A 26,977-nucleotide genomic window follows, 5' to 3' on the forward strand; every position below is an offset into this window, starting at 1 on the left:
GTCATCTCTGGCATATGCAGCATAATCCAATTAGCGTTGCGGCTGAACCAGTTAGGGGGAGCCGGTGCCAACAACTAACCAGAACCCAGAGCAAATTGCCCGCGATGGCATCGACAGGCAATTGGTGGCGGCTGGCTGGGTGATTCAGGATAAGAAGTCGATTGATCTCAACGCCAATCGGGGTGTCGCGGTTCGGGAGTATCAAACAGATGTCGGCCCAGCAGATTACGTACTTTTCGTGGATGGGAAGGCTGTAGGCGTTATTGAGGCCAAGGCCGAACACGAAGCGCAGAATATCACCACGCACGAAGAGCAGTCTGGTGGATATGCGGCGGCAAAGCTCAAATGGGTAAACAACCAGGAGCCATTGCCCTTTGTCTATGAGAGCACTGGTGTGGTTACCCGATTTACCAATGGAAGAGATCCCAAACCCCGGTCGCGCGAGGTTTTCACATTTCATAGGCCGGAGACGCTGAAGGAATGGGCGGAAGCACCATTGTCATTGCGCACCCTATTGACCCAATTGCCAGTTCTCGATGACGCCGGACTGCGTGGATGCCAAACGCGCGCCATTCTCAAGCTAGAACAGTCATTGGCTAAGGATAGACCGCGAGCGCTGATCCAGATGGCTACGGGATCTGGAAAGACCTTCACTGCGATCACCGAAGTCTATCGGCTCCTCAAGCATGCCGACGCAAAACGTGTGCTGTTTCTCGTCGATACAAAGAACCTTGGCGAGCAGGCAGAGCAGGAGTTCATGACCTATCTTCCGAATGACGATAATCGGAAGTTCACCGAACTCTATAATGTCCAGCGGCTCAAATCCTCGTTTGTCGCCGCTGACAGCCAGGTTTGCATCAGCACTATCCAGCGGATGTATGCGATCCTCAAAGGTGAAGAGTTGGATGAGGCGGCTGAGGAGTCACCACCGCCAGAGGGATCGTGGCGCAACAAGAAACCTCTTCCGGTGGTTTACAATCCGAAGATTCCGCCGGAGTTCTTCGACTTCGTCATCATCGATGAAGCACACCGCTCGATCTACAACCTGTGGCGGCAGGTCCTCGAATACTTCGATGCATATCTCACCGGTCTCACCGCCACACCAGATGATCGGACATTTGGGTTTTTCCAGAAGAACGTCGTAAGCGAGTATCCCCATGAGGAAGCTGTCGCTGATGGCGTGAACGTGGGCAATGAGATCTATCTGATCGACACCGCCATCACCCAAGGCGGAGCGACCGTCAAAGCTGAGCAACTCGTCGAAAAGAGGGAAAAGCTCACCCGCAAGAAGCGCTGGGAAAAGCAAGACGAAGACGAGGCATACACCGCCAAGAAGCTCGACAAGTCGGTCGTCAATCCTGATCAGATCAGAACGGTTATCCGCACTTTCCGTGACAAATTGCCGGAGATCTTCCCAGGGCGAGAGAAAGACGGAAAATTTGAAGCCCCAAAGACGCTGATTTTCGCGAAGACCGATAGCCACGCGGATGACATCATCCAGACCGTGCGAACCGAGTTCGGCGAAGGCAACGAGTTTTGCAAGAAGGTAACCTACGGCTCGGAAGAGGATCCAAAATCGGTCCTCGCCCAGTTTCGTAATGACTACTATCCGCGCATCGCGGTCACGGTGGACATGATCGCCACCGGGACGGACGTGAAGCCACTCGAATGCCTACTGTTCATGCGGGACGTAAAGTCGAAGAACTACTTCGAGCAAATGAAGGGGCGCGGCACCCGCGTCATCGACAAAGATGACCTGAAGAAGGTCACGCCCTCGGCCAAAGCAAAGACCCATTACGTGATCGTGGATGCCGTTGGAGTTACGAGGTCGCTGAAGACAGCCAGCCAGCCGCTGGACACAAAACCCTCTGTGCCACTTAAAGATCTCGCCATGGGGCTTATGATGGGCGCGGACCGTGATGAAGAGACGGTCAGCTCTTTCGCTGGGCGCTTGTCGCGTATCGATCGGCAGATTGACGACAAGCGGAGAGCGAAGATCGAGGAGGTCGCAGGGGTTCCTCTCGGCAGCCTGGTCAAGACGTTCCTGGAGTCCATCGATCCAGATTTGGTGCAAGCCGACGCGAAGGAAACAACAGGAGACGACGAGCCGAGTGAGGAAGCTCTGGCTGCCGCTCAGAGCAAGCGTATCGCTGAGGCCGCAAAGCTTCTGACCGGCGATGTGGTCAATACGCTCGACACCATTCGAAGAGATCTCGAACAGACGGTCGATCATGACAATCTCGACCAGGTGACGCGTGCCGAGTGGGCTGGCGATGCGGATGAGAACGCGCAGAAGATGGCGCAAGAATTCAGCGATTATCTAGTCGAGAACCGGGACAAGCTTGAAGCGCTCACAATCTATTTCTCCCAGCCTGCGCGGCGTTCCGAAATCACATATCAGATGATCCAGGAGGTGCTGGATGCGATAAGGAAAGGTCGCCCGGCACTATCGCCGCTGCGGGTTTGGCGGGCCTACGCACATCTCGACGAGGTGAAGGCAGGCGACCCGGTGAGTGAATTGACTGCTCTAGTGGCACTCATACGGCGCGTTTGCGAATTGGATGATAAACTCACGCGGCACTCGGATCGGGTTAGGAAGAACTTCCAAGACTGGGTGATGAACAAACAAAAAGGGGATGGTCCAAAGTTCTCTGAAGAGCAGATGGAATGGCTTCGCATGATCCGCGATCATCTAATGAGTTCATTCCATATCGAACGCGGCGATTTGGAGTTCTCACCCTTTGACGGGAAGGGCGGTATGGGCCAGATGCACGCGCTCTTTGGGGCTCAAATGGATGAGGTCATTTCTGAGATGAACGAAGCCGTCGCCTAATGAGTGATCTTCCGACAGGTTGGGCCTGCGCCCCTTTATCAGAAATTATCCGTCCGCGCGGCGAAAAGGCCCTTCCCGCAGATCATCCCACTTTGCCTTTCGTTGGTATGGATCATGTTGAGGCGCATACGACACGTATCTTGGGCTCGGTCCCAGCCTCAACCATGAAGAGTGCGGCGGCAAGATTCTACGCAGGTGATGTCCTTTACGGTCGGCTTCGACCCTATTTGAATAAGGTTGCTAAGCCTAGCTTTGACGGGCTGGCATCGGCGGAGTTCATGGTCTTTCCCCCGAATGGCGCTCTTGATCAGAGCTTTCTCCAGCTCAGACTCAATGCGACTGATTTCGTAAATTTCGCTTCTCACCTCGATGAAGGTGACCGACCACGTGTCGACTTCGACCAGATAGGGGTCTTCGAGTTCTGGTTACCACCAGTCAAAGAGCAGCGGCGTATTGTAGAAAAGACAGAGCTACTCTTCTCTGAGCTCAAGGCTGGCGTCGAAAGCCTTGAGAAAGCCAAAGCTCGGTTGTCGCTGTATCGGCAATCAGTCCTGAAGGCTGCATTTGAAGGCCGCCTGACAGCTGATTGGCGCGCCGAGAATCCTGACAAGCTCGAAGATCCCGAAGCGCTGCTCAAGCGAATACAGGAGCAGCGTGCTGCCCGCCATAAGCAAGAGCTAGACGAGTGGCAGCTCAAACTCGGCGAGTGGCGAGCAGGAGGTGAACAAGGCAAGAAACCTGCGAAGCCACGGAAACTGAAAGTGGTCGAGTCGCTAACAGGCGCTGAAATGGAAGATCTAGGCGAGATACCTACTGGTTGGTGCTATGCGAAGGTCGCACAGGTTGCCGTGGTGGGAACAGGAGTTACGCCGCTCAAGTCCAACCGATCATTCTATGAACCAGCCGAAGTCCCTTGGGTTACGAGCGGGGCTGTCAACGACGCTTTCATAAGAGAGCCTTCGAGCATGGTCTCTCAAACGGCGCTCGATGAGACGAACCTACGTCTTTATCCGCCGCACACTCTGCTCGTCGCCATGTATGGCGAAGGCAAGACGCGCGGCAAATGTTCGGAGTTGTTGATTGAAGCGACGACAAATCAAGCCCTAGCAGCTTTGCAAGTCAGTGAGGCCGGGTCCCACCTCCGCGATTATGTGAAATTCTTCTTTCTCAAGAACTACCAAGACCTCAGGCGTTTGGCATCCGGCGGTGTTCAGCCAAATCTGAATATGGGCATTATCGAGAACCAGCCGTTTCCACTCTGCGGACCTGACGAGCAGAAAGAGATCGTAAACCGTCTTGAGGCAACTCTCACGAACATCGATGCGCTTGACGAGCAGATCGACACCGATCTGGCGCGAGTAAATGCTATGCGGCAATCAATCCTGAAGCGTGCGTTCTCAGGAAATCTCGTTGAACAGGACCCAAGCGACGAGCCAGCAGCTGTTCTGCTCAAACGCATAAAAGCTGAGAAAGACGAAGCCAGAAAGAGTAGGCGGAAGCGCAAAGCATGAGCAATTTCCAGCGAGAGGGCTCAATCAGCAATGCGCATGTAGGTCGAGATTTCGAGGAGCGCGCAAAGGGGATCCTGTCTGCGCATGGCATAAACCTTGACCTCAATCACAAGGTCCCCTGCGGCCTTGGGAATGACAAGAAGCTGCATTGCTTCGACCTAGGTTCAGAGGATCCGCCGGTGATCGTGGAATGCAAATCGCAGACGTGGACATCAGGCGACAAGGTGCCGAGCGCCAAGATGAAGAATTGGGCCGAGGCGATGTTCTACTTCCACATGGCTCCGGCACACTATCGCAAGATCTTCTTCGTCGAGCAGAGCTTGAGAGTGCGCACCGGTGAGAGCTTGCTCACGTATTTCCGACGCACACAAAGCCACATGATCCCGCCGGAAGTCGAGTTTTGGGAGCTGCCGCGAGACAGTGATGAAGTGATTATCGAAGGGGGAGCAATAAATGGACGCTGATGATCATCCAGTAGAGGTCGTGGTCATCCGCTGGCGCGGACTGGAGAACAACGCATGAATACGGCCTCGATTGTCACGAAGGTTTGGAGCTTCTGTAATCTACTTAAAGATGACGGCGTCAGCTATGGCGACTATCTGGAGCAGCTTACCTACCTAATCTTCTTGAAGATGGCGGATGAGTATTCAAAGCCGCCCTACTCGCGCGAAACTGGGGTTCCTAAGGAATACAATTGGGCCAGTTTGCGAGGAAAGCGGGGCGCTGAGCTTGAGGCACACTATGTGAAGCTCTTGCGCGAACTTGGGGCATCAAAGGGAATCCTCGGCCAAATTTTCACGAAGGCTCAAAACAAGATCCAGGACCCCGCGAAGCTCTACCGGCTGGTCTCGATGATCGATGAACAAAACTGGGTCATGATGGGCGTGGACGTCAAAGGCGACATCTACGAAGGGCTCCTCGCGAAGAACGCTGAGGACACCAAATCAGGCGCGGGACAATACTTCACCCCACGCGCCTTGATCCGCGCCATGGTCGAATGTGTTGCCCCTGAACCGAAGAAGACAATCTCCGATCCAAGCGCCGGGACTGGGGGTTTTTCCTCGCAGCATATGACTTTTTGAGTTCTCGGTCAGACCCGCCGCTCGACAAATCGGACAAGGAATTCCTGAAGAACGAAACCTTCTTCGGGCATGAGATCGTCGCGAACACGCGACGGATGTGTCTGATGAATATGTTCCTTCACAACATCGGCGAAATGGGTGGCGAAAGTTTCGTTTCGCCGACCGACGCCTTGGTCTCTCCACCGAGTGAAACATTCGACTACGTCTTCGCCAATCCACCATTCGGCAAGAAGAGTTCAATGAACTTCACGAACGAGGAGGGCGAGCAGGAAACTGACGATCTAACCTACAACCGTGCGGACTTCTGGACCACGACCTCCAACAAGCAGCTCAATTTCGTCCAGCACATTCGGACAATGCTGAAGTCTACTGGTCAAGCTGCGGTCGTGGTGCCTGACAACGTTCTGTTTGAAGGTGGAGCGGGAGAAACCGTCAGGCGTAAGCTGTTGCACGCGACAAACCTGCACACGATCCTAAGGCTTCCGACTGGGATCTTCTACAAGCCAGGCGTTAAAGCGAACGTCATATTCTTTGATAACAAACCTGCTTCTCCGACCGCTCACACCAAAGAAGTGTGGTATTATGACTACCGGACAAACATTCATCACACGCTCAAAAAGAAGCCGATGACCTTTGAGCATCTGAAGGAGTTCGTCGAGCTTTACAAATCCGGCGACACTCACGAACGCGAGCAGACTTGGAATGAGGACAGCAATCCCGAAGGTAGATGGCGGCGCTTCTCTGTCGATGAACTGCTGGAGCGCGACAAGGCAAGCCTCGACGTATTTTGGATCAAGGACAAATCGCTAACCGATTTGGACAACCTTCCTGAGCCAGATGAGCTTGCAGAGGAGATCATCGAGGACCTTGAAGCGGGGCTCGCCAGCTTCAAGGACGTCTTGGCCGCCCTGTAGGGCTAGGGGGATTTGAAGATGTTCGAGGCATGGCGAAAATGGCGATACAAAAAGTATGAGATGCGCGAAGCCAGTGCAGACGACTTTGCTGAATTCGAGCAGTGGGCATCCGGTCCTTGGAGCCCCAAAATTGCATCACGAATGCCTTGGGATAAGTTGATTAGAGGTCCGCAGTTGGGAGCAATTGATGAAGAAACCAGGCGGATCATAGATTTGGAGATCGATAAGAGGCATCGATCAATGCAGCCGGTCTACGCCAACCTCATCTCCGCCCTCGCGTTGATCGTCGCTATCGTTGCATTGCTAAGGTCGCAAGACCTGGTAGCGGAGGAGGGACCCGAACCCCCGACGCGCGGATTATGATTCCAACGGAACTGGAGCGTAGACGCGTCTACATAGCGCATGCGGTTTTAGATCATCGTGACCTTGCCAAAGTCATTTCGAAAATCGCGCAGCTTTTCGGCCAGATCGTCGTTTCCATCTTCGAGAAAATGAATTGCCGCCGCTAGCGCAGACATCACGACCTCGTGGACGAACCTGTAGTCTAACCGGAAAATATCGAATGGCTCACGATGCTCAACGTTTTCAAGAGCGTCAGTTTGCGCCCTCCCATAAGCTAATCCACTCTTCGATCTCACCTCTACGAAGAGGCGGACGACATCGGCGGTGCCCGTTTCAATAGCGTGTTGGATAGATACATTATCATTAATGAGATCAGAAAATCCGGCTTCTTCTTGGGTGCAGACGATGTCGAAGTCATCGGTCAAATGCTCCCAAACTTTTCGAGGCGCTGGTGCTGCTGCCATTTCATTACTCCGCGGCCTAACTAGGATTCCTCATACGAACGTAGGATGAGCGCTTTCGCCCGATCCAAGTCCTGGTGGGAGCCTATCGTCAGTTCGAGGTCGCCGGTTCCGAAGTGGCCGATATTGCGCACATCGCGTGAGAAGCCTTCTTTCAAATCGACCGTGTCGGGATCGAGCTTCAGGAACATCTTCAGCTGATTGAGGGTAGGCCGCACCTCGACGCAGGCGAAGTTCTTGATTCGCCGGTAGGCGAGGTAGAACTGCGTGACTTTCTTCGTCACGTCATCGCCGCGAGCCAGCAGGTAGGTTTCAGCATCCGCGAACAGCTCAGCCAGTTCAGGCCCCATGTCCTGCATATACTCGGACACGGTTTTGTCCTTGCGGGGCTTGGAGCCGTTACCGGCCGAAATTGCTGTGCTGGTTGAGCTTGTCGCAGACACGGCCGTCAGCAACTCGAGCAGCAAGAGATCATCGCCGAACTTGCGGTAGCGCACCAATTCGATGTTCCTGCCCATCTGCTTGACGGCGTGTTCGTCATACTTCGTGAAGTCCGCCGCGATACAGATCAGGCGTGGTGCGCTCCATTCGATAGCTTCGGCGTCTTGCTTTCCATAGCGATCGCGCACGAGGATCTCGAAATCACCGCGGTGGTCCATCAGCCAGTCGAGATAGAAGAGCCCTTGGTTGATGACGTTTTCGGAGCGGTCGCGCTTGTATTCGATGATGACGGGATAGCCATTCTCGTCGATGCCTAGCGTGTCCATTCGTCCCCCGTGGGTGGTTGCATATTCACTTGCGAGGAAACGCACACCAAGCAGCGTATCGAGGTTTGTCTCGAACTGCGTCTGTAAACTCTTCTCCAGAGGAGCAGAGCTACTTTCAAGCTCGCACATAACGCCCGAACTTGTCTGGAATAACTTCAGATCACTCATCGGGTCCCTATAAGGTTTTGAGCATTAACATCCTAAAAATCGCGGCCCGATCAGTAAGGAGCGGAATCGACCTGAGCGTTTAACATGAAAAAGAAAATGATTGCGGAAAGTATCGCAATCCCGCCGCCTATCGTGGCGGCCGCGTCCCATTTGTCAGCGCCATCACCACGAGCCTTAGCGGCACTAAACAACTCGAAAGCTTTGACGAACATGTAGGCGCAACCAAGCCACCCGATAATCTGAAGCATTTTACCCCCTCTTTGACTTACGATGGCCAATTGCACTCTATGCCTTAGCCCATCGCCGATGATCGCTGTCCCATTCAATAAGGCAAGCCCAGTAGGTGGGGTATTCAACACACGTTGGCTCACAAGCCCCTATTTTTGCAGCTAAAAGGCCCCGCTCTATCTCATCTACGATGTCCATAGTCCTCTTGAGGAACCTTGAAGTCGGTAACGACCGAGTAGCGGCGCCGCAGACCATGATTTCAACGGAAATGGCTGATAGACGCATCTACGTGGACTACCTTCACCTTCGTGCGAGCTATTCGTAGTTCTCCAAATCGCGTCCGTCAGCCCAGATAAGCGCTTGAAGATCGGCGGGGTCCCATTGTCTCACAAGGAAATCTTGTTCGGTAAGATTCCATCCGTCGAAAGCCGCAACCGTAAATCGATCTTGATCTGTCACATAGAATTCAACCCCTCGGTTCCGAAGAGCGTCATAATGATCATCAAGGTCGTCGGCGGTCCCGAGCTTTACGAAGGCGGGGTCTCCGTCCCATGCCCGACGTTCTATCTCGTATAGGGGCAGCCACGCGGGTGAGCGCAAATCTGTGTTGAGATAGCGAGACCGTAAGATCGCCCGTTCTAAGGTGAACAATCCCTCGTGGCGGCCGTGAACGAGGGCAAGATCCACCAATTCATTTCCGATGGCTACGCATTGAGCGCAGAGCGCCGCACCAATTCGCGTGCGTAGGAACAACGCAGCGTAGAGAAACCACAGCAAATTTCCTACGTCATTGCGACGAGCACACACATCGATGCCCCATTTGATCAGCCTATTGGTATCCGCGTCGACGCCGTCCCGTCGGTATATCCCTAGAAGGAGCGGCAGAACGAACCTAGCCTGATGCGGAGCTGCATAGAGCAATCGTTGCAAGTATTCCTGCACTAGCGTCTGCTGGTGACTTGCAGCTAATATGCGAGCGAACCTTTTTAGAGCATATCCTATTACATTTACGTTTGGGTGACTATCTACCAGACCATAAAGAATCTCGAAGAAGTGCTCCACGAAATGATCGTCGTGGGTTTTCAATACGTCGAAATGCCTCTGAAAATTGGAGGGAGCAAATTTAAGGCCATGTTGAACCGATGTCTTAAAATCGTTCAATCTTAGCCCATACCTGCTTATGACCCTAACGAATTTGCTTTCAGCATCTTCCGCTTCATGCTCTGACATCACACCGAATTGGTAGTCATCGATCGCATGATAGATTTGGGTGGAATGGAGACCGGAGCCAATCGCGGTTAGCTCTGCATCGATGCGTGACAGGATGATCTCGGATACTATCCGGGACGTGTCAGGGCCGATCGGCAACCCTATTGTCTGAGCTTGATTACAGCCCCTCACTAGAATGTCGAGTGTGTCGCTCCAATGCCCCCGTAGCGTCCGGGCCCTATATCGTCTTTTCCCCTCCTCCTTTCCTAGAACTGCCCAGGGTATCGAGTGAGTATAGATAGAGCCGTAGAAGCGATTCAGGTCGAGATTGAGAATAACTGGGTAAACACTTGCAAGGTGCTGTTGCCTCTCTCGCTTCGCTGCAAGTGTTGCTGTTCCAACCGCTCGCCCATGGACAGCCATTGCTGGGAATTTTGGCCGCGCTCCAGAGCATGAACTCAGTCGATATACGCCGGCTACCTGGCCCCAATTCTCGGCGATGAAGTCGCTAAGAAGGTAATAGCTAACGGGGTTGATCACACCGAAAGTGCGTAAGGGACCGCGAAAGGTGGCGCCATCAAATGTCGTGGTGCTTCCCACGTAATTCGCAGGAGGATTTAGGCTCCCGATGGCCGAAGCGAAGTTCTTAGTCCGAAATGTGGGAGGAAGCTCCATTGGATAGAAGCCTCGCTCTAGCAATCGAGTTAGTCTGGTGCGCTTCGACATACGCCTACATAACGGCTATCGTTCAAATGAGAACTAGTTCGGTCGCATAGAGAATTTACGCAGCCACTAGCCGCAGCTCCATCTCGCCCATGAGGTCCATGTCCTTCGCGGGATCATGAAACAGGTGCCCGTAGAGATCGAAAGTAGTCGTGGTCGTCGAATGCCCCAGAATGGTCTCCATCTACTTCTGACGTATCTCCTGCCAGCGGAGCCATCTACTGACGCCAGGGGATCAGTTTGGGGTTGAGTGTCGGGAGTGCGGCAAAAAGAATAGCGCAAATTCAGAAGTTTGTATTGAGCGTGAGATTCCTCTTCTGGGCACCATTTCACTGAAAATTCTAGAGATAGATGGCGCTCACGAGCTCGCCTAGCCTCGCAGCATTCGTGCCTGCCGGGCGGCGAATGAGGTGGTCCGCGCCCGCAAGCGGGTGCTGCGCGCCGCTTTGCTGATTGCTGACAGGCACGAGGCCTTCTTCGGTCATTTCGGCGCGCAGGAAGGTTTCGCGCTGCCCGGTCGCCTCGACGGGCGCGGCAAGGGGCAGCGGTGCGAAGCGCAGCTCACCCTTGACCGAGCCACCCTGCAGCGCGGCGAGAAGCGGGCGCAGGAAAAGCCTTGCGGTCACCATCGCCGAGGTCGGGTTGCCCGGCAGGCCCAGTACGGGCTTCTCGCCGACCTTGCCCAGCCACACCGGCTTTCCCGGCTTGATAGCGATGCGGGAGAAGACGAGCTCCATTTCATGTGCGGCAAACATCGGGCGCGCGAGGTCGTGATCGCCCACCGAGGCTCCGCCGATCACCACGACACAGTCCGCCGCTGCGAGCGCCTCTGCAGCGAGCTCTTCCAGTTCGCCCAGTGTATCGCGGCCATGGGCCCTGGCGACGACTTCCGCATTCATGGCGCGGCACAGGGCCGCGACGCCGTGGCTTGCCGTTTCGGGCATAGTGTCCGCGCTTTCGTGAGCCTTGCCGGGGGCGACAAGCTCATCCCCGGTCGCGATGATGGCCACTTTCGGTCGCTTGCCGACATCGAGTGTGGCCCGATCCGCCGCAGCGGCCGAAACCATCGCGGGCGGGGTCAGCCGCGCTCCCTTGGCCAGTAGCCGGTCGCCTTCGCGAAAATCGCTTCCCGCAAAGCGGATGTGGCGCGCTGGCCCGTGTCCTTCGGCAAAGCGGACCAGCTCTCCCTCGCGCGTGGCGTACTCCTGCATGATAACGCAGTCGGCTCCTTCGGGAAGCGCGGCGCCGGTGAAGATGCGGACTGCCTCGCCGTCGCCAATCCAACCGTCGAAGGGCATGCCGGCGCGCGATTCTCCCGCGACGCGCAATGGCGCGCCGTTCTCGACCGTACCGATCGCGACCGCATAGCCGTCCATCGCGGAGACATCGCGGCGTGGAGCATCAATGCGCGCATGGAGGTCTTGGGCGAGATAGCGCCCTGCGGCTTCGGTGAGGGGCAGGGCCTCGCTGCCGAGAGGTGCGATGGCGCCGGAAAGGAGCGCGTGGGCCTCGTCGAAGGAAATCATACCGCCGGCTTTCCTAGCCGCCGATCGAGGCGAGGTGCGGTGTCGAGCCGCTGTTGCCATCAAGCAGCCGGTGCGCACGCATCTTGCCGGGCATCGCCTCAAGGATGCGTGCGACCAGCTCGTCCTGCTGGTCGTCGCTCTGGAGGAGGTCGCGCAGGTCGAGGCCGTCATCGCCGAACAGGCACAGGTGCAGCTTGCCGCGGCTCGACAGGCGCAAGCGGTTACAGCTGTCGCAGAAACCCGAAGCATAAGGCGCGATCAGTCCGATCCGCCCCCGATAATCGGGATGGGCGAAGTCGCGCGAGGGGCCCGCACCCTCTTCACTGGGCAATTCCCGCCAGCCCGCTTCTTGCAGCCGCGAAAGGACTGCGTGACCCGGCGTGGACTGTTCGCGATGAAAGGACGCATTGTCGTTGGTGCGCATGAGCTCGATGAATCGCCAAGAGATATCGCGCTCCGCCACGAAGGCGAAGATGTCGTCGAGGCCCGATTCCGGCAGCTCTCGCAGCAGCACGCTGTTGACCTTGACCGAGGAAAACCCAGCATCGAGCGCCGCATCCACTCCGCTCACGACCTCGTCCAACCGGTCGTGACCGGTGACGCGGGCGAAGTCTTCGCGGTCGAGCGTATCGATACTGGCATTCACCGCGTCGATGCCCGCCGCCCGCCATTCGCGGGCATTCTCTGCAAGGCGATAGCCGTTGGTCGTCATAGCGAGGCGGCGGATGCCCTCGGTGGACGCTATCCTTTGGGCGATCTCTGCAAAATCACTCCGAACGGTCGGCTCGCCGCCGGTCAGCCTCACCTTCCAGAGGCCAAGCTTCGAAAAAGCGCTCACGGCGCGGGCGATTTCGTCTGCCGACAGTTCCGCACGCAGGCCCTTCTGTTTCACGTAGCCGTTCGGCAGGCAGTAGGCGCAACGAAAATTGCACCGCTCGGTCAGCGAAACGCGGAGATAGGAAAAGCGCCGCCCAAAGCTGTCAGCCAGCAAGCCTTCCATCGGCATCGCGGCCAAGCCTTCGCCGCGAGAGGGTGGATCGAAGAGCGCCATCGGAGCATTCCTATACGGTGCAGGGCACGAAGACCACCGCATCCTCCGTACTGCGCATCCATTGACAGTGACCACTCTAATATTAGATAATACTCATATGACCCAGGCCAACTCATCCAGCCAGCCCGATGCAGCGCTCGCAAAAGCGCGAGAACAGGTGCTTGCCGCCAGCGCGGACAAGCCGCTGCGTCCTTCGATTGCAGGGTTCTTCGACGAAGCGACCAATACCGTCAGCTACGTCATCCATGATCCCGCAACCAGCAAGGCCGCGATCATCGATTCGGTACTCGATTATGATGCTGCGGCCGGCCGCACGTCGCATGGCTCGGCTGACCTGATGATCGAATATGTCGAGAAGCATGGTCTCAAGGTCCAATGGCTGATCGAAACGCATGCGCATGCCGACCACCTTTCGGCCGCTCCCTACATCCAGGAAAAGCTCGGCGGGAAGCTGGCCATCGGCCGCGAGATCATTCGCGTGCAGGAAGTCTTCGGCAAGCTCTTCAATGCGGGCAGCGACTTCGAGCGTGACGGGTCGCAGTTCGATCACCTCTTCGAGGATGGCGATACGTTGAAGCTTGGCGAGATCGAGATGATCGCGCTGCATGTGCCCGGCCACACTCCGGCTGACTATGCCTTCATCTTCGGCGATGCCGCCTTTGTCGGCGACACCATCTTCATGCCTGACTTCGGTACCGCGCGGGCGGACTTTCCGGGCGGGGATGCGCGCCAGCTCTATCGTTCGATACAACGCCTGCTCGCGCTTCCCGAAGAGACGCGCCTGTTCCTGTGCCACGATTACAAGGCGCCGGGACGCGACGAATATGCGTGGGAGACCACCGTCGGACAGCAGAAGCGCGAAAACGTCCATGTGAAGGACGGCACCAGCGAGGATGAATTCGTCGAGATGCGAACTGCGCGTGACAGCACGCTGGCGATGCCCCAGCTCATCATGCCCAGCGTTCAGGTGAACATTCGTGGCGGGCGACTGCCGGAGCCAGAGGAGAATGGCGTGAGTTACATCAAGATCCCGGTGAACGCGGTATGACGCTGCCAGGTTTCCCCGACGCCGCTCCTCTTGCCGGGCTGGCCGGCGGCGTGTTGATCGGTCTCTCGGCGGCCCTGATGCTGCTCGGGGCAGGACGCGTGACCGGCATTTCGGGCATCGTTGCCCGTGCCTTCGGCATCAGCGACAGCGGCATGTCCTATTCGAGTGCCTGGACCTTCGTGATCGGACTGCCGCTCGGCGCAGCGCTCGTCACCTGGCTGACCGCTGCACCCACGCCGGAATTCATGCCGCTGCCTTTGCTGGCCGTGGCCGGGGTCCTAGTGGGTTTCGGTGCAAGGCTGGGTAGCGGTTGCACCAGCGGCCACGGTGTGTGCGGTGTCAGCCGCCTGTCGCAGCGTTCGCTCGTGGCGACCGCGACGTTCATTACGGCGGGCATCGCGACCGTCGCGGCAATGGGGGCGTTCTCGTGATCCGAAGCCACCTTCCTCCGCTCGCATCGGGCACGCTCTTCGGTGCCGGGCTCGCGCTTGGCGGGATGACCAATCCGGAACGTGTTCGCGGCTTCCTCGACGTGTTCGGCAACTGGGATCCGACGCTGGCCTTCGTGATGGGCGGCGCGGTCTTGGTCATGGCCGTCGCGTGGCGCTTCGTCCCGCGCATGAAGCATCCGCTATTCGCGCCCAAGTTTGCGCTGCCCGACCGCAGCGACCTGACGCCGCAGCTCCTCGGCGGAGCCGCGCTCTTCGGTGTGGGCTGGGGGCTTGCCGGGCTCTGCCCCGGGCCGGGCGTGGCGATCCTGTTCGTCCACCCGCTCGAAGCCGCGGTCTTTGTCGTCAGTCTGCTTGCAGGGATGGTGCTCCAGCGACTGATGTTCGAGCGCGCGTCACCCGCCGCTTCCAACTGACTCAGTCGGTCGCGCTCAGGCGCAGAACTGTTCGTAAAGCGTGCCGATGACCGCCTGAACGTCTTCGCTGTCGAGCGAATAATAGACGAATTGCGAGCTGCGCCGCGTCTTCACCAGACCTTCGCGCCTCAGCAGCGAAAGGTGCTGGGACAAGGCGGATTGCGACAGGGGGACAACCTCCGCGAGTTCACCGACCGACATTTCGGCCTGCGATAGCTGGCAGAGGATCAGCAGGCGGGATTCATTCGCCATCGACTTCAGGAGCGCTGTCGCGCGCGCGGCATTCTCCTGCAGAAGTTCCATGGGTAAGTCTGGCATGGTGTCGCCCCGAGTGTACCTCTGATCCCTTTTCAAAGATTAGCTGCCCGTTTCATTTGGTGCAACACGCGCAGGCACCTTGGCGGCGAATCCGATTTATCCTTTCTGATCAGCCAGTTCAATCCGCAAAGGATGATGGCAAATCGGTCGCTTTCTCGGTTTCCCATCAATCCTGTTGCTTTTGCGCTTCCTTTCGCATTGTGTGCGTCCGCGTAAACAAGAGGAGAGAGAGATGGGTGAGAGCGGCTCGAACGGACCGCTGACAGGCCTCAGGGTCGTCGAGTTCCAGGGAATCGGACCAGGCCCGCACGTGGCCATGCTGCTGGCCGACCTCGGTGCGGAAGTGGTCAGGATCGAGCGGCCGGGACACCAGCCCATGAACACCGTCGTCGAGCGCGCCAGGCATCGCGCCGCCGTCGATCTCAAGAGCGAGGACGGGCAGGCTTTCGTGAAGAAGGCGCTCGCCAATGCCGACGTGCTTATCGAGGGCTTCCGGCCCGGCGTGATGGAACGCCTCGGACTTGGCCCCGATGTCGTGCTCGAAGCCAACCCGCGTCTCGTCTACGCGCGCATGACCGGCTGGGGGCAGGACGGCCCGCTTGCGCAGGCCGCCGGGCATGACCTCAACTACATCGCCATCACCGGCGCGCTCGACAGCATCGGCGCGAGGGGCGAGCTGCCCATCCCGCCGCAGAACCTCGTCGGCGATTTCGGTGGCGGTTCGATGTACTGCGCCTTCGGCATCCTCGCAGCGCTCTATGAAAGGCAGAGCAGCGGCAAGGGGCAGGTGGTCGATGCAGCGATCGTCGACGGCGTCACCAGCCTGATGAGCTTCTTCTACGGCCAACCGCACAGTGCGCTTCGCACCACGGAGCGCGGCGCGGGCCTCCTTGGCGGGGCGGCCCATTTCTACCGTTGCTACACCTGTGCAGACGGCAAGGAAGTCAGCGTCGGCGCGATCGAGCCGCAATTCTATGCCGAACTGCTCCAGCGTGCAGATGCGCCCGAAGAGCTTCGCGAAGGCCAGATGGATCCCTCCAACTGGGACGATTACACCGAAAGGCTCGCCGCACTCTTCAAGACCAAGCCACAGGCCGAATGGGTCGAGCTGCTCGAAGGCACCGATGCCTGCTTCGCGCCGGTCGTCCCCTTGGACGAAGCAAAGGACCATCCGCACATGAAGGCGCGCGGTGCATTCGTCGATCATGGCGGCCGTTCGCACACTGCGCCTGCACCGCGCTTCGACCGCACGCCGGGCGTGATCCGCGACAGTGCGACTGACGGCGAAGAGGTGGTGGCGCGCTGGTCGCAAGGGAGCTAGAGAGCCGCGCATAAGGAGAGAATTTCCAATGCGCGATTGCACCAAGTTCTACATCGACGGCCAGTGGGTCGACCCGGTCACCGAGAATACCCAGCCGGTCGAAAATCCCGCCACCGAAGAGACCATCGGCCACATCAGCTTCGGCACCAAGGCCGATGTGGACAAGGCGGTCGCCGCCGCACGCCGCGCGTTCGAGAGCTTCAGCCAGACCACCAAGGAAGAGCGCCTCACCCTGCTGCGCGCGATCCAGGCCGAGATCGCCAATCGCAAGGACGACCTCGCACTGGCGGTCAGCGACGAGATGGGCGCGCCGATGAGCCTTGCCAACGGTCCGCACACGGGCCTTCTCGCCGGGCACTGCCAGACCGCGATCGAGGTGCTCGAGAAGTTCGAATTCGAACGCCAGGATGGACCGACGCTCCACATCTGGGAGCCGATCGGCGTGGTTGGCATGATTACCCCGTGGAACTGGCCGCTGAACCAGATCGCCTGCAAGGTCTTCCCTGCGCTGGCGGCCGGCAACACGATGATCCTGAAGCCCAGCGAGATTGCGCCCTTCGACGCCTATATCTTCGCCGAGATCATGGATGCGGCGGGCGTGCCTGCGGGCGTGTTCAACCTCGTCAACGGGGACGGGCCGGGCGTCGGCGAAGCGATCTCGGGCCACCCCGACATCGACATGGTCAGCTTTACCGGCTCGACTCGTGCCGGCATCCTGATCGCCAAGAACGCTGCCGACACGGTCAAGCGCGTGGCGCAGGAACTGGGCGGCAAGAGCCCGAACATCATCCTTGACGACAGCGCCTTCACCCAGTCGGTGATGCGCGGCACCACCGCCATGATGGGCAATTCGGGCCAGACCTGCACGGCGCCCAGCCGTATGCTCGTTCCGCACAAGCGCATGGAAGAGGCCAAGGCCGCGGCCAAGGAAGCCGCCGAAGGCGTGATCCCGGGCGATCCCAAGGGCAATGCCACCATCGGCCCAGTGGTCTCGAAGGCGCAGTGGGACAAGATCCAGGGCCTGATCGAGAAGGGTATCGAGGAAGGCGCAACGCTCGTTGCTGGCGGCCCCGGCAAGCCCGAGGGGCTGGAGACCGGCCACTATGTGAAGCCCACCGTCTTCGCCGATGTCACCAACGACATGACCATCGCGCGCGAAGAGATTTTCGGGCCGGTTCTCGCGATCCTCGGCTATGACGATTACGAGGATGCGATCCACATCTCGAACGACACCGAATACGGCCTCGCCAGCCACATCATGGGCGAGGATGTCGAGACCGCGAAGAAGCTCGCCAAGCGCATCCGCGCGGGCCGCGTCGCGATCAACGGGGGGTATGACATGAACGCGGCCTTCGGCGGCTACAAGAAGTCGGGCAACGGCCGCGAATGGGGTGAGTGGGGCTTCCACGACTTCCTCGAAGTCAAGGCAGTGATGGGGCACAGCTGATGGCGGGCAAATTCTTCGACGAATGGAAGGTCGGCGACAAGCTGACCCACGAGATCCGCCGCACGGTGACCGAGGCGGACAATCTCTTCTTCACCGTGATGACCCACAATCCGCAGCCGCTCCACCTCGATGTCGAAGCGGCGAAGGAAAGCGAGTTCGGGCAGATCCTCGTCAACGGGACCTATACCTTCTCGCTCATGGTCGGGCTGTCGGTCGGCGACACCACGCTCGGCACGCTGGTGGCGAACCTCGGCTACGACAAGCTGGTCATGCCCAAGCCGGTCTTCATCGGTGATACGTTGCATGCCACCAGCGAGGTGATTGGCCTTCGCGAGAGCAAGTCGCGCCCCGATACGGGGATCGTGACTTTCCTTCACGAGGCGGTGAACCAGCGCGGCGAGGTGGTCTGCCGCTGCGAGCGGTCTGCACTGCTCAAGAAAAGCGCCTGAAACCGGCTTCTTGCACCCCAAATGCCCTTTCGCGCATTGAGGTGTGAAGGGGAGAGTGCATGAGCGACAAGCAATCAGGTCACGAGCCCGAAAGCGTCGAGGACGTTATCGGCGAACTGGACGAGCTCGCCTCCCACAATGAGAAGGTCCGGATCGGCGACGTGCTCGACGATTTCGGCGGACGCAGTTTCGGCCCCTTCATCCTGATCTTCGCGCTGATCGAGATCACTCCGATCGGCGCCATTCCCGGCGCGCCGACAGTCCTCGCTTCGATTATCGCGCTGGTCGCCGTGCAGATGCTTTTCGGCAAGGACCACATCTGGATGCCGCAGTTTATCCAAGACCGCGCGGTCGGCTCCAAGAAGCTGCACAAGGCGGTTACCAAGCTGCGCGGAACTGCGCACTGGCTCGACGATCACAGCCGCGACCGGCTCGGTTTCTTTACGGAGGGCAAGTGGTTGAGACTTGCCGCAATCGCGATCCTGATGCTCTGCGCCACCGTACCGCCGCTCGAAGTCGTGCCCTTCGCAAGCTCCGCCCCGATGCTCGCGATCGCGGCCATTGCGCTCGCGTTGATCGTGCGTGACGGACTGGTGATGCTCGCCGCGCTGCTTCTCGCGGCAGCGGCTCTCGTCGCCGGAACCTATTTCTACAACAGTTCCGATGAAGAGGGTGAGGCGGGAGGCATGGCCCTTAGGCAGCCACACGCCATCGAGCTTCGCTTGACCTGACCGCTTTCCTTCGCGCACATTCCCTGATGGAGAGGGGAAGAGGCGATGAAGAAATTCGTGGCGGTATCGATGGCCGCCTTGCTTGTCGCAGGATGTTCCGAAGCTGCAGTCGAGGAAGCCCAGCGCGGCGACGGGACCGACACGATCGAGCTCGCGGAGTTTCCCGACCGTCCCTATTGGGGGGACACACATCTCCACACCGACGTCTCGGTCGATGCCTTCGGCTTCGGCGTCAGGTTGGGGCCCGAAGAAGCGCTCAAGTTCGCCCGCGGCGAGGAAGTGACCGCTACCACCGGCATGACAGCAAGGCTGGACCGGCCGCTCGATTTCCTGGTCATCTCGGACCATTCCGACGCGATGGGCGCAACGCGCCGGCTTTACGATGCGCCGCGCATGATGGTCCGCGACCCCACGCTCAGGCGCTGGCGTGACATGATGCACGAGAGCCCCGAGCAATCGACGCTTGCAGTCGCCGAGCTTATTACCGCAGCGGCCAATGACGAGATCCCCGAGGCGATGCGCGATCCCGAGCGGCAGGCCAAGGCGACCCGCGAACTGTGGGATCGCCATCTCGACGTGCTCGATCGCTATAACGAGCCGGGCAAGTTCACCGCATTCGCCGGCTTCGAATGGACGCTGATGCCGGGCGGCAACAATCTGCACCGCGTCGTCATGTTCAGGGACGGCAGCGCCCGCACCAGGCAGGTTCTGCCCTTCCCGGGTATCGACACCACGGTCGAGCAGCTGTGGGACTATATGGACGCCTACCAGGACACCACCGGCGGGCAGGTGCTGGCGATCCCGCACAACTCCAACCTGTCGAACGGCATCATGTTCGAGCTGACCGGACCGGACGGCGGCGCTATGAGCGCGCAATATGCCCGAAGACGAGCTGCGCGCGAGCCGGTGGTCGAGGCGACCCAGATCAAGGGCGACAGCGAGACCCACCCCTTCCTCTCGCCGAATGATGAATTTGCAGGTTTCGGTGTTGCGGGCTGGGATCTGGGCAATCTGCCGCTGACGGCTCGGACCACGCCCGATATGTATGCGGGAAGCTATGTGCGCTCGGCATTGCTTCGCGGGCTGACGCTCGAGGAACAGCTCGGCGTCAATCCCTATGCTTTCGGGATGATTGGCTCGACCGACAGCCACACTGCGCTCGCGACAGGTGACGAGGACAATTTTTTCGGCAAGCACACGGGCGTCGAACCGCGCGAAGGGCGCGCGATGGAAGGCCAGAACCTCGGTACGCGACAGGGCCGTTTCGGATGGCACTACCTTGCCGGCGGCTATGCGGCGGCCTGGGCACGCGGCAATACGCGCGCGGAAATCTTCGATGCCTTCATGCGCCGCGAGGTCTATGCGACCACCGGTCCGCGCATGGTCGTTCGCCTGTTCGCCGGCTTCGATTTCGCCGAAAGCGACTGGGAGGGTGACTGGGTTCGCGCGGGCTACACGCGCGGCGTTCCCATGGGCGGCGAACTGGAAGACCGGGGAACCGCGCCCACCTTTCTCATCTCCGCGCTCAAGGACCCGGACGGCGCCAATCTCGACCGCGTGCAGGTTGTGAAGGGCTGGGTCGATGCCAACGGCGAGGCGCGCGAGAAGGTCTACGATGTCGCTTGGAGCGAGCGCGAGATGGACGGTGCATCCGACAGTCCGGTTCCGCCGGTCGGAGACACGGTGAACCGGCGCGAGGCTACCTACGAGAACTCGATCGGCGCTGCCGAACTGCGTACCACATGGACCGATCCAGACTATGCGGAGGGACAGCGCGCGTTCTATTACGTGCGCGTGATCGAGATCCCGACGCCCAGCTGGGTGTTGTTCGATGCCAAGCAGTTCGGCATCGATCTGCCGGAGAATGTGGTCGAGGCCAATGTGATCCAGGAGCGCGCCTACAGCTCGCCTGTCTGGTTGCGGCCGCGCTCTACGCCCGGTGATGCGCCAGCGATCATGGATAGCGAATGAGCGGAAACTGGCTGCGCGATCCCCTCGCGCATTTCCTGATTGCAGGGGCCGCGATCTGGGGTCTGCTGGCCTTTTTGGGCGATCCGGTCGACCCGGCCGCGCGCAGCATCACGCTCACGCGCGAGCAGCAGGCGGGCCTTGCTCTCGGCTTCGAGCGGACGATGGGCCGCCCGCCGACCGACGCCGAACTCTACGCGCAGATCGAGCGCTGGCTACGCGAGGAAGTGCTCTATCGAGAGGCGCTTCGGCTCGGGCTCGATCAGGGCGATCCCGTCGTGCGGCGAAGGCTGGCCGCCAAGATGGACGAACTGGCCAGCGCGGAAGCCGAGACTGCTGCGGTCTCTGATGCCGTGCTCGCGCGCTGGCTCCAGGACCATCCGGGGCGTTTTGCCGAAGGCGAGCGTTTCACCTTCTCACAGAGATACTTCCCCGACGAGGATGCCATGACGCGCTTCCTGAAGGGCGACGAGCGGGAATACTCGATCTCGCTGCCAGCACGGATGGAGCGCGCGACCTATGACGAGGTGAAGGCGGTGTTCGGAAGCGAGTTCGCCGAGCAGATCGCCGCGATGCGCGAGGGCCGGAATGCGCAGCTGCCGTCCGGTTTCGGCTGGCACATCGTCGATCTCGAGGAGCGCGAGGAGGGCCGGCCGAGACCCCTTGAGGAAATCCGCGACCGGGTGGAGGACGACTTGCGCAGTTCGACAGCCGCTGCGCGCCGGGAGCAGGCATTCGACGTTCTGCGCGAAGCCTATCGGATCGAGGTCGAATGATCCGCTGGTTTCTGGCCTTGCTGGTGGTGTTCCTCCCGCAACCGGTCCTCGCCGACGAGCTGCGCCCGGTCTCAATCACTTTCGAACAGGTCGGCGAGGGCGAATGGTCGCTCGGCTGGAGGCAGCCGATGGCGGGCAGGCAGAGCGGCGAGCCGGTGCAGCCGATCCTACCCGCAAATTGCCGGATGGACGGTGATCCGCGGCTCGATGTCGCAGTGCTCGGGGTTAGCGGCCGAGTTCCAGTGCTGTGCGACGGGCCGGTGGACGGACAGGAGATGGGTTGGCCATTCACCACCCCGGGGGAAGCGATTCTGCGGGTGGCTCCGCAAGACAGGCCGCTCCAGGTCCACCGCCTCACGCCCGAAAGGCCGAATGCGACGATCATGGCGAAGCCATCGAGTGCGCAGGTCTGGCGCAGCTATTTCGTGATCGGTGTCGAGCACATCCTCATGGGCTGGGACCATTTGCTCTTCGTCATCGCGTTGGTGCTACTGGTTCGCGGCACATGGCCGGTCGTAAAGGCAGCGACCGCCTTCACCGTTGCACACTCGATTACGCTGGCTGCGACGACGCTGGGTTTTGCAGGACTGCCGCAGCGCCCGGTCGAGGTAATGATCGCGCTGTCGATCGTGTTTCTCGCCGTGGAAGTCGCACGCGGCGACAGGCAGACGCTGACGCACCGCCTACCATGGCTCGTCGCCTTTGCTTTCGGCCTGTTGCACGGCTTTGGTTTTGCTGGCGCCTTGCGCGAAATCGGCCTGCCCGAAGGCGAGGTCCCGGCGGCGCTGGTGAGCTTCAATCTTGGCGTCGAAGCCGGACAGCTGCTGGTGATCGCAATCGTGCTCGCGCTACTGGCGGTTGTCAGGAAGGCGCGCCCTGGGGCGGAGGCGGGCGCGGTGAAATTCGCGTCCTATGCAATCGGGATCACGGGAGCCTACTGGCTGGTGGACCGCGTGATCGGCTGAGGATCGCCGCCGAGCGCCTGCCACAGGAGGACTCGCGCGCGCTTTGCCCTGCCGAGCGCTGCTGCGGCACGTTCGCCGCTCGCATCAGCTGCGCGGCGTGCCTCAAGCACGGTCAGGAAATCGGCGAGGCCTGCTTCCTGCCGGGTCTCGGCAAGGCGGGCAGCGCGCTGCAGGCTGTCGGCTTCGGCCTGCGCAGCGGCCAGTTCGCGATCGGCGGCGGCCACTAGGCCATATGCGGTCTCGGCATCGCCCAGCGCGGTGTAGACTGCGCCGCGATAGGCCTGGAAGGCGGCGCGTTTCTCGGCTGCCGCAACGTCGATTTCGGCCTCGATGCGCCCGAAGTCGAACAGCGGTCCGGCGATGGCCGCTGCGAGCGAGCCGACGACGCTGTCCTCATCGAAAAGGTCGCCGGGATCGAAGGCGAGGAGGCCGATTGCCGCGGACAGGTCGAATACCGGGAAACGGCGGCGTGCGGTGGCGGCAAGCTCCGCATCCTCGGCTGCGAGAGTCGCAGCTGCTGCAAGGACATCCGGCCGGTTGACAAGCAAGGTCGAAGGCAGGGCAAGAGGCGCTGCAGGCAGTTCGCCCGCCACAGGGGCGAGCGCGAGGGCGGAACGGACCTGTGGCGCACTTTGCGCGGTCAGTGCCATGAGCCTCCCCGTCAGCCGGGCGCGCTCGCTCTCGAGGGCTGCAAGTCGGCTGCGAGATGCATTTGCGGCGCTCTCGGCGCGGACACGGTCGAATCCCGGTGCGATCCCGGCACGCTCACGCACTCCGGAGAGCCGCGCCAGTTCCTCGGCGGCCTCAATGTCGTCCTCGATCTCGGCCTGCCGCGCCTCGAGCGTGCGCCAGTCGATCACGCTGCCCGCGATTTCGGCAAGAAGCGCGTTTCTTACGGCGAGCGTGGAGGCGTCGGCGGCATCGACGCGGGCGAGTGCGGCCCGCTCCTGTGCGCGCAGGCGGCCAAAGATGTCCAGGTCCCAGCGTGCAGTGAGGTTTGCTGCATACGCGACCTGTTCGGCGTCGAAATCGATGCCCGGGGGCAAGGCGCCGCCAAATTGCGCCGGGTTGGTCCGCGTGCCTGTTACCGACGCGTTTGCGCCGATGCTCGGAAGCCTTTCGGCTCCGGCGCGTCCGGCACCTGCGCGTGCCTGGTCGATGCGGGCGATGGCCTCGCCCAGCGTCGGCGAGCCTGCAAGCGCCTGCGCGGAGAGCGTGTCGTAGGCCGGGTCCTCTTCTGGCAGCAGCGCGGCGAGGCCGGTGTCGGTTTGCCCGTCGGGCGCAAAGTAGTATTCGGTGGGCAGGACGGGTGTCGGCGTGGCGATCTCGGGCGGCGGTCCTCCCGCGCAGGCCGAGAGCGCCAGCGCGCTTGCAACGATGGCGAGGCGGCGCATCACTCGGCTCCCTTGGCCGGCATATAGGCATCGACCTGCTGGCCGACGCGGAAGAGGCCGTTGTCACCGACTGCCTCGGCGGGCAGCTCGTAGATCAACTGAAGCACGCGCACGTCGACGCGCTCTGCGGCCGAATTGGTAAGCGAGCGCTTGGGCACAACAAGCGGTTCGGCACGGACGAAGCGCGCCTGCACCTGCTGGTCCGATGCTCCACGCGGAGAGACGGTCGCCGGCTCGCCCATCGCAAGGCGCGGAGCCTGCTCCTCGTCGATATCGATGCGCACGTGCATGGGCTGCGTCTGGCCCATTTCGATGAAGGGCTGCGAACCGCCGCCGCCCATGGTCGAGACGTACTCCCCCTTGCGGATGTTCACGGCGAGGATTTCGCCTGCAATCGGCGCGCGGACGGTGAGGCGGCCAAGCTCGGTCCGTGCCGAGGATGCACGCGCTTGGGCTGCTTCGAGGCGCGCACGTGCGAGACGCAGGCGCTCGGCGGCAGCGTTCGCCTCACCCTCGGCGCGGATGACTTCGCTGCGGCTGACGGCGGCAGGATCGTCGACATTGCGGTAGAGGGCGAGCTGGCTGGCGGCCGTGGACTGCGCGCTCTGTGCTTCGGCGATCGCCGCGCGGGCTTCGCCGATAGCGGCATTGGCTTCGCGCAGTTGCGAACGCACCGCGCGGTCATCGACGGTAAAGAGCGTCTGGCCTTCGGTCACACGATCGCCGGGCTGCACGAAGAGGCCGGTGACGAGGCCCGAGAGCGCGGAGCCGATCTGGACGACTTCACTCGATGGCTCGACGATGCCCGAGCCTGCCACGCGGGCCTCGTCGGCAAGTGCTTCGGGCGCGCGCGGAGGTTCGCGCTCAGGGTCCGACAGTTCGCGATCGGGCTGGCCCGACAGGATGTAGATCGCGGCGAAGACCAGACCGATCACTGCGATCACCGGCAGGATCTGCCGCGAGAAGCTGAGGTTGCGAATGTCGAGTGCCATTAGTGATCCTCCGGCATGTCCGTGCCGTCATGGGTGACCTTCCCGTCCTCGAGCACGAGGATACGGTCGGCCATGTCGAAAATGCGATTGTCGTGGGTGACGATGATGCAGGCGCGGTCTTCCGCGACCGCGACTTCCTTGAGCAGGTCCATCACGCGGCGCCCCGAAGCGGCGTCGAGCGCGGCGGTCGGCTCGTCGCAGACAACGAGGCGCGGTTCGTGGACCAGTGCGCGAGCGATGGCGACGCGCTGCTGCTGGCCGCCCGAAAGCTGGTTGGGCAGCTTGTCGGCTTGATCGCCGATGTTGAGCTTTTCCAGCATGGCGACCGCCCTTTCGCGCGCCTCGAGCCGGTCAATACCCTGTGCGATGAGCGGCACGGCGGCATTGCTCGCCGCATCGATTGAGGGGATGAGATTGTACTGCTGGAAGATGAAGCCGATGTTCTGGAGACGGAAATCGACGAGCTCGTCGTCGGACAGGTCGTAGATGTCGGTTCCGAAAACCTTCACTTCGCCCTCGGTCGGCCAGAGGATGCCGCACATGATCGAGATGAGCGTCGTCTTGCCCGATCCGCTTTCGCCCACGAGGAAAGTCAGCTCTCCCGCCTTCACATCGAGGTCGATGCCATGGAGCACGGTGATTGTCTGCTGGCCCGCCTGGAAGTCGCGCGTCACGCCGCGCGTGCAGATGGCCGCTTCGGGATTGCAGCCGCCGATGGCCGAGGTGTCCATTTTCGTCGCCATTACCTGAACACCGCCGCAGGTTCGGTCTTGAGGACACTGCGCAGCGCGAGCCAGCCGGTCAGCGCGAGGATGATCGTGACTGCCGCGGCACTGATCAACGGGATTTGCCAGGGGATGTAGAAGCCCTTGAAGGTCGGGTCGGAGGAGAAGGCCTGGATGAAGCCGACCGTGCCCAGCACGCCGAGGCCGTAGCCGATCAGCCCTACGAGGCCGGCCTGCGCCGCGACCATCTTCCGGATCTTGCCATTGGTGACGCCGATAGCCTTGAGCGCGCCGAACTGCTTGATGTTGTCGCGGATGAAGAGGCTGAAAGTGAGACCAACGATCGCCACGCCGACGATGAAGCCGAGCGCAACGGTGATCCCGAAGTTAAGCGGAATACCGGTGTTCTCGATGATGAATTGCACCCCGTCGCGGGCGAATTCCTCGCGCGTCTGGGCCTTGAGGCCGGTTTCTTTCTCGATTGTCTCCGAAAGCGCCTTGGCCTCGGCCGGGTTTTCCGCGCCCACGAGCACGAAGGAGAGACGGTTGCGCGTGCCTGGCACGTAATTCAGCGCTTGGCTGTACTTGGTATAGAGCACCACCGTGCTGGTGAAGCTGGGAATTGCATCGGCAATCCCGCGGATGACTGCACGCTGGTCGTTCAGCTCCAGCCGCTCCCCGATAGGCGATTGGCCGGGAAACATGCGTGTCGTGCCGACATCGTCGATGATGACGCTGTCGGGCTGTGAGAGCACATCGACCGAGCCCTCGAACATGTTCTTGGGCAGGCCGATCAGCGTTGCATCGTCCACCCCGATCACCGCCACGCCTTCGAGGTCGCCGTCCTTGGTGCGAACCGATGCCTGCGCACGGATATGCGGAACCGCCCATTCGACGCCGGGCACGCCGCGCACCTTGTCGAGCGCGGTCGAGGGCATGGCATAGGCGACATCGGTGGTACGGCTGACCGGGTCCATCACCCAGACATCGGCGCTCGAGACGTTATAGACGCCGCTGGCCCCGCGCTCGAGCAGGTTGATGAAGATCGTCAGCTGTTGGGTGATGAGCAGGGTCGAGAAGGCGATACCGAACACCAGCCCGAAGAACTTCTGCGCATCGCCGGTAAGCATGCGGATAGCGATCCAGATCATGGGTTTGCGACC

At 60.4% G+C, this 26,977-nt stretch carries 25 protein-coding genes and 1 pseudogene; 14 read left to right on the forward strand and 12 right to left on the reverse strand.

The window, feature by feature from the left end; genetic code table 11:
* Window positions 1-64 precede the first annotated feature (64 nt).
* The 4 genes and pseudogenes from ACZ1G8_RS07680 to ACZ1G8_RS07695 all read left to right on the forward strand — a co-directional run bounded on the left by ACZ1G8_RS07680 (window position 65) and on the right by ACZ1G8_RS07695 (window position 6,340).
* Window positions 65-2,833: a type I restriction endonuclease subunit R gene (locus ACZ1G8_RS07680; RefSeq protein WP_472678880.1), complete on the forward strand. Its 2,769-nt coding sequence runs from the start codon at window positions 65-67 to the stop codon at window positions 2,831-2,833.
* A complete protein-coding gene (locus tag ACZ1G8_RS07685; protein WP_472678881.1) occupies window positions 2,833-4,344 on the forward strand; it encodes a restriction endonuclease subunit S in 1,512 nt (503 codons plus the stop codon). Before ACZ1G8_RS07680 ends, ACZ1G8_RS07685 begins: the two co-directional genes overlap by 1 nt.
* On the forward strand, window positions 4,341-4,808 hold the full coding sequence (locus ACZ1G8_RS07690) for a hypothetical protein (RefSeq protein WP_472678882.1): 468 nt from the start codon (window positions 4,341-4,343) through the stop codon (window positions 4,806-4,808). The genes ACZ1G8_RS07685 and ACZ1G8_RS07690 overlap by 4 nt, the downstream gene beginning before the upstream one ends.
* Window positions 4,809-4,862: 54 nt before the next feature.
* Window positions 4,863-6,340 (forward strand): annotated as a pseudogene (locus tag ACZ1G8_RS07695) (class I SAM-dependent DNA methyltransferase).
* 410 nt (window positions 6,341-6,750) lie between these two features.
* Here the strand turns inward: ACZ1G8_RS07695 and ACZ1G8_RS07700 are convergent.
* The 7 genes from ACZ1G8_RS07700 to moaA all read right to left on the reverse strand — a co-directional run bounded on the left by ACZ1G8_RS07700 (window position 6,751) and on the right by moaA (window position 12,815).
* Entirely contained in the window at window positions 6,751-7,146 is a 396-nt protein-coding gene (locus ACZ1G8_RS07700; RefSeq protein WP_472678883.1) for a hypothetical protein, read from the reverse strand.
* 20 nt (window positions 7,147-7,166) lie between these two features.
* On the reverse strand, window positions 7,167-8,078 hold the full coding sequence (locus tag ACZ1G8_RS07705) for a DUF5655 domain-containing protein (protein WP_472678884.1): 912 nt from the start codon (window positions 8,076-8,078) through the stop codon (window positions 7,167-7,169).
* Window positions 8,079-8,128: 50 nt separating this feature from the next.
* Window positions 8,129-8,326 carry a hypothetical protein gene (locus ACZ1G8_RS07710; RefSeq protein ID WP_472678885.1) on the reverse strand — a complete coding sequence of 66 codons (198 nt, stop codon included), beginning with the start codon at window positions 8,324-8,326 and terminating at the stop codon, window positions 8,129-8,131.
* 295 nt (window positions 8,327-8,621) lie between these two features.
* Window positions 8,622-9,467, reverse strand: coding sequence for a hypothetical protein (locus tag ACZ1G8_RS07715; protein WP_472678886.1), 846 nt, complete (start codon window positions 9,465-9,467; stop codon window positions 8,622-8,624).
* 829 nt (window positions 9,468-10,296) lie between these two features.
* Window positions 10,297-10,422 (reverse strand): hypothetical protein, encoded by a 126-nt coding sequence (locus tag ACZ1G8_RS07720; protein ID WP_472678887.1) that lies wholly within the window; start codon window positions 10,420-10,422, stop codon window positions 10,297-10,299.
* Between the two features lie 157 nt (window positions 10,423-10,579).
* Entirely contained in the window at window positions 10,580-11,764 is a 1,185-nt protein-coding gene (locus ACZ1G8_RS07725; RefSeq protein ID WP_472678888.1) for a molybdopterin molybdotransferase MoeA, read from the reverse strand.
* A gap of 13 nt (window positions 11,765-11,777) precedes the next feature.
* The gene (gene moaA, locus ACZ1G8_RS07730; protein ID WP_472678889.1) at window positions 11,778-12,815 is read right to left on the reverse strand and encodes a GTP 3',8-cyclase MoaA; all 1,038 of its coding nucleotides are present in this window, start codon (window positions 12,813-12,815) and stop codon (window positions 11,778-11,780) included.
* 97 nt (window positions 12,816-12,912) lie between these two features.
* On the opposite strand from moaA, the gene ACZ1G8_RS07735 reads away from it, so the two are divergent.
* The 3 genes from ACZ1G8_RS07735 to ACZ1G8_RS07745 are packed head-to-tail and all read left to right on the forward strand — an operon-like array spanning window position 12,913 to window position 14,728.
* Window positions 12,913-13,863, forward strand: a complete 951-nt coding sequence (locus ACZ1G8_RS07735) for an MBL fold metallo-hydrolase (protein ID WP_472678890.1) — start codon at window positions 12,913-12,915, stop codon at window positions 13,861-13,863.
* Window positions 13,860-14,294 (forward strand): YeeE/YedE family protein, encoded by a 435-nt coding sequence (locus ACZ1G8_RS07740; protein ID WP_472678891.1) that lies wholly within the window; start codon window positions 13,860-13,862, stop codon window positions 14,292-14,294. The genes ACZ1G8_RS07735 and ACZ1G8_RS07740 overlap by 4 nt, the downstream gene beginning before the upstream one ends.
* Window positions 14,291-14,728, forward strand: coding sequence for a DUF6691 family protein (locus ACZ1G8_RS07745; protein WP_472678892.1), 438 nt, complete (start codon window positions 14,291-14,293; stop codon window positions 14,726-14,728). The genes ACZ1G8_RS07740 and ACZ1G8_RS07745 overlap by 4 nt, the downstream gene beginning before the upstream one ends.
* 15 nt (window positions 14,729-14,743) lie before the next feature.
* On the opposite strand, the gene ACZ1G8_RS07750 is transcribed toward ACZ1G8_RS07745, so the two are convergent.
* Window positions 14,744-15,046 carry an ArsR/SmtB family transcription factor gene (locus ACZ1G8_RS07750; protein WP_261388903.1) on the reverse strand — a complete coding sequence of 101 codons (303 nt, stop codon included), beginning with the start codon at window positions 15,044-15,046 and terminating at the stop codon, window positions 14,744-14,746.
* Between the two features lie 232 nt (window positions 15,047-15,278).
* On the opposite strand from ACZ1G8_RS07750, the gene ACZ1G8_RS07755 reads away from it, so the two are divergent.
* Genes ACZ1G8_RS07755 through ACZ1G8_RS07785 form a run of 7 tightly spaced genes read left to right on the forward strand, consistent with a single transcriptional unit; the run spans window position 15,279 to window position 22,703 of the window.
* The gene (locus ACZ1G8_RS07755; RefSeq protein ID WP_472678893.1) at window positions 15,279-16,367 is read left to right on the forward strand and encodes a CaiB/BaiF CoA transferase family protein; all 1,089 of its coding nucleotides are present in this window, start codon (window positions 15,279-15,281) and stop codon (window positions 16,365-16,367) included.
* Between the two features lie 28 nt (window positions 16,368-16,395).
* The gene (locus tag ACZ1G8_RS07760) at window positions 16,396-17,814 is read left to right on the forward strand and encodes an aldehyde dehydrogenase family protein (RefSeq protein WP_472678894.1); all 1,419 of its coding nucleotides are present in this window, start codon (window positions 16,396-16,398) and stop codon (window positions 17,812-17,814) included.
* Entirely contained in the window at window positions 17,814-18,263 is a 450-nt protein-coding gene (locus tag ACZ1G8_RS07765) for a MaoC family dehydratase (RefSeq protein ID WP_222405464.1), read from the forward strand. Before ACZ1G8_RS07760 ends, ACZ1G8_RS07765 begins: the two co-directional genes overlap by 1 nt.
* 59 nt (window positions 18,264-18,322) lie before the next feature.
* The gene (locus ACZ1G8_RS07770) at window positions 18,323-18,994 is read left to right on the forward strand and encodes an exopolysaccharide biosynthesis protein (protein WP_472678895.1); all 672 of its coding nucleotides are present in this window, start codon (window positions 18,323-18,325) and stop codon (window positions 18,992-18,994) included.
* Between the two features lie 45 nt (window positions 18,995-19,039).
* Window positions 19,040-20,965, forward strand: coding sequence for a DUF3604 domain-containing protein (locus ACZ1G8_RS07775; protein ID WP_472678896.1), 1,926 nt, complete (start codon window positions 19,040-19,042; stop codon window positions 20,963-20,965).
* A complete protein-coding gene (locus ACZ1G8_RS07780; protein ID WP_472678897.1) occupies window positions 20,962-21,738 on the forward strand; it encodes a peptidyl-prolyl cis-trans isomerase in 777 nt (258 codons plus the stop codon). Before ACZ1G8_RS07775 ends, ACZ1G8_RS07780 begins: the two co-directional genes overlap by 4 nt.
* The gene (locus ACZ1G8_RS07785) at window positions 21,735-22,703 is read left to right on the forward strand and encodes a HupE/UreJ family protein (protein WP_472678898.1); all 969 of its coding nucleotides are present in this window, start codon (window positions 21,735-21,737) and stop codon (window positions 22,701-22,703) included. The genes ACZ1G8_RS07780 and ACZ1G8_RS07785 overlap by 4 nt, the downstream gene beginning before the upstream one ends.
* On the opposite strand, the gene ACZ1G8_RS07790 is transcribed toward ACZ1G8_RS07785, so the two are convergent.
* From ACZ1G8_RS07790 to ACZ1G8_RS07805, 4 genes are read right to left on the reverse strand one after another with little or no spacing between them, the layout of a single operon-like run.
* Window positions 22,673-24,097 carry an efflux transporter outer membrane subunit gene (locus tag ACZ1G8_RS07790; protein WP_472678899.1) on the reverse strand — a complete coding sequence of 475 codons (1,425 nt, stop codon included), beginning with the start codon at window positions 24,095-24,097 and terminating at the stop codon, window positions 22,673-22,675. The two genes, ACZ1G8_RS07785 and ACZ1G8_RS07790, sit on opposite strands and share 31 nt — an antisense overlap.
* Window positions 24,097-25,089 carry an efflux RND transporter periplasmic adaptor subunit gene (locus ACZ1G8_RS07795; RefSeq protein WP_472678900.1) on the reverse strand — a complete coding sequence of 331 codons (993 nt, stop codon included), beginning with the start codon at window positions 25,087-25,089 and terminating at the stop codon, window positions 24,097-24,099. Before ACZ1G8_RS07795 ends, ACZ1G8_RS07790 begins: the two co-directional genes overlap by 1 nt.
* Complete coding sequence (locus tag ACZ1G8_RS07800; RefSeq protein WP_472678901.1) at window positions 25,089-25,832, reverse strand: ABC transporter ATP-binding protein; 744 nt, start codon at window positions 25,830-25,832, stop codon at window positions 25,089-25,091. The genes ACZ1G8_RS07795 and ACZ1G8_RS07800 overlap by 1 nt, the downstream gene beginning before the upstream one ends.
* On the reverse strand, window positions 25,832-26,965 hold the full coding sequence (locus tag ACZ1G8_RS07805) for an ABC transporter permease (RefSeq protein ID WP_472678902.1): 1,134 nt from the start codon (window positions 26,963-26,965) through the stop codon (window positions 25,832-25,834). The genes ACZ1G8_RS07800 and ACZ1G8_RS07805 overlap by 1 nt, the downstream gene beginning before the upstream one ends.
* Between the last annotated feature and the right edge of the window lie 12 nt (window positions 26,966-26,977).

This window comes from Qipengyuania sp. BR81-2, from assembly GCF_055693895.1.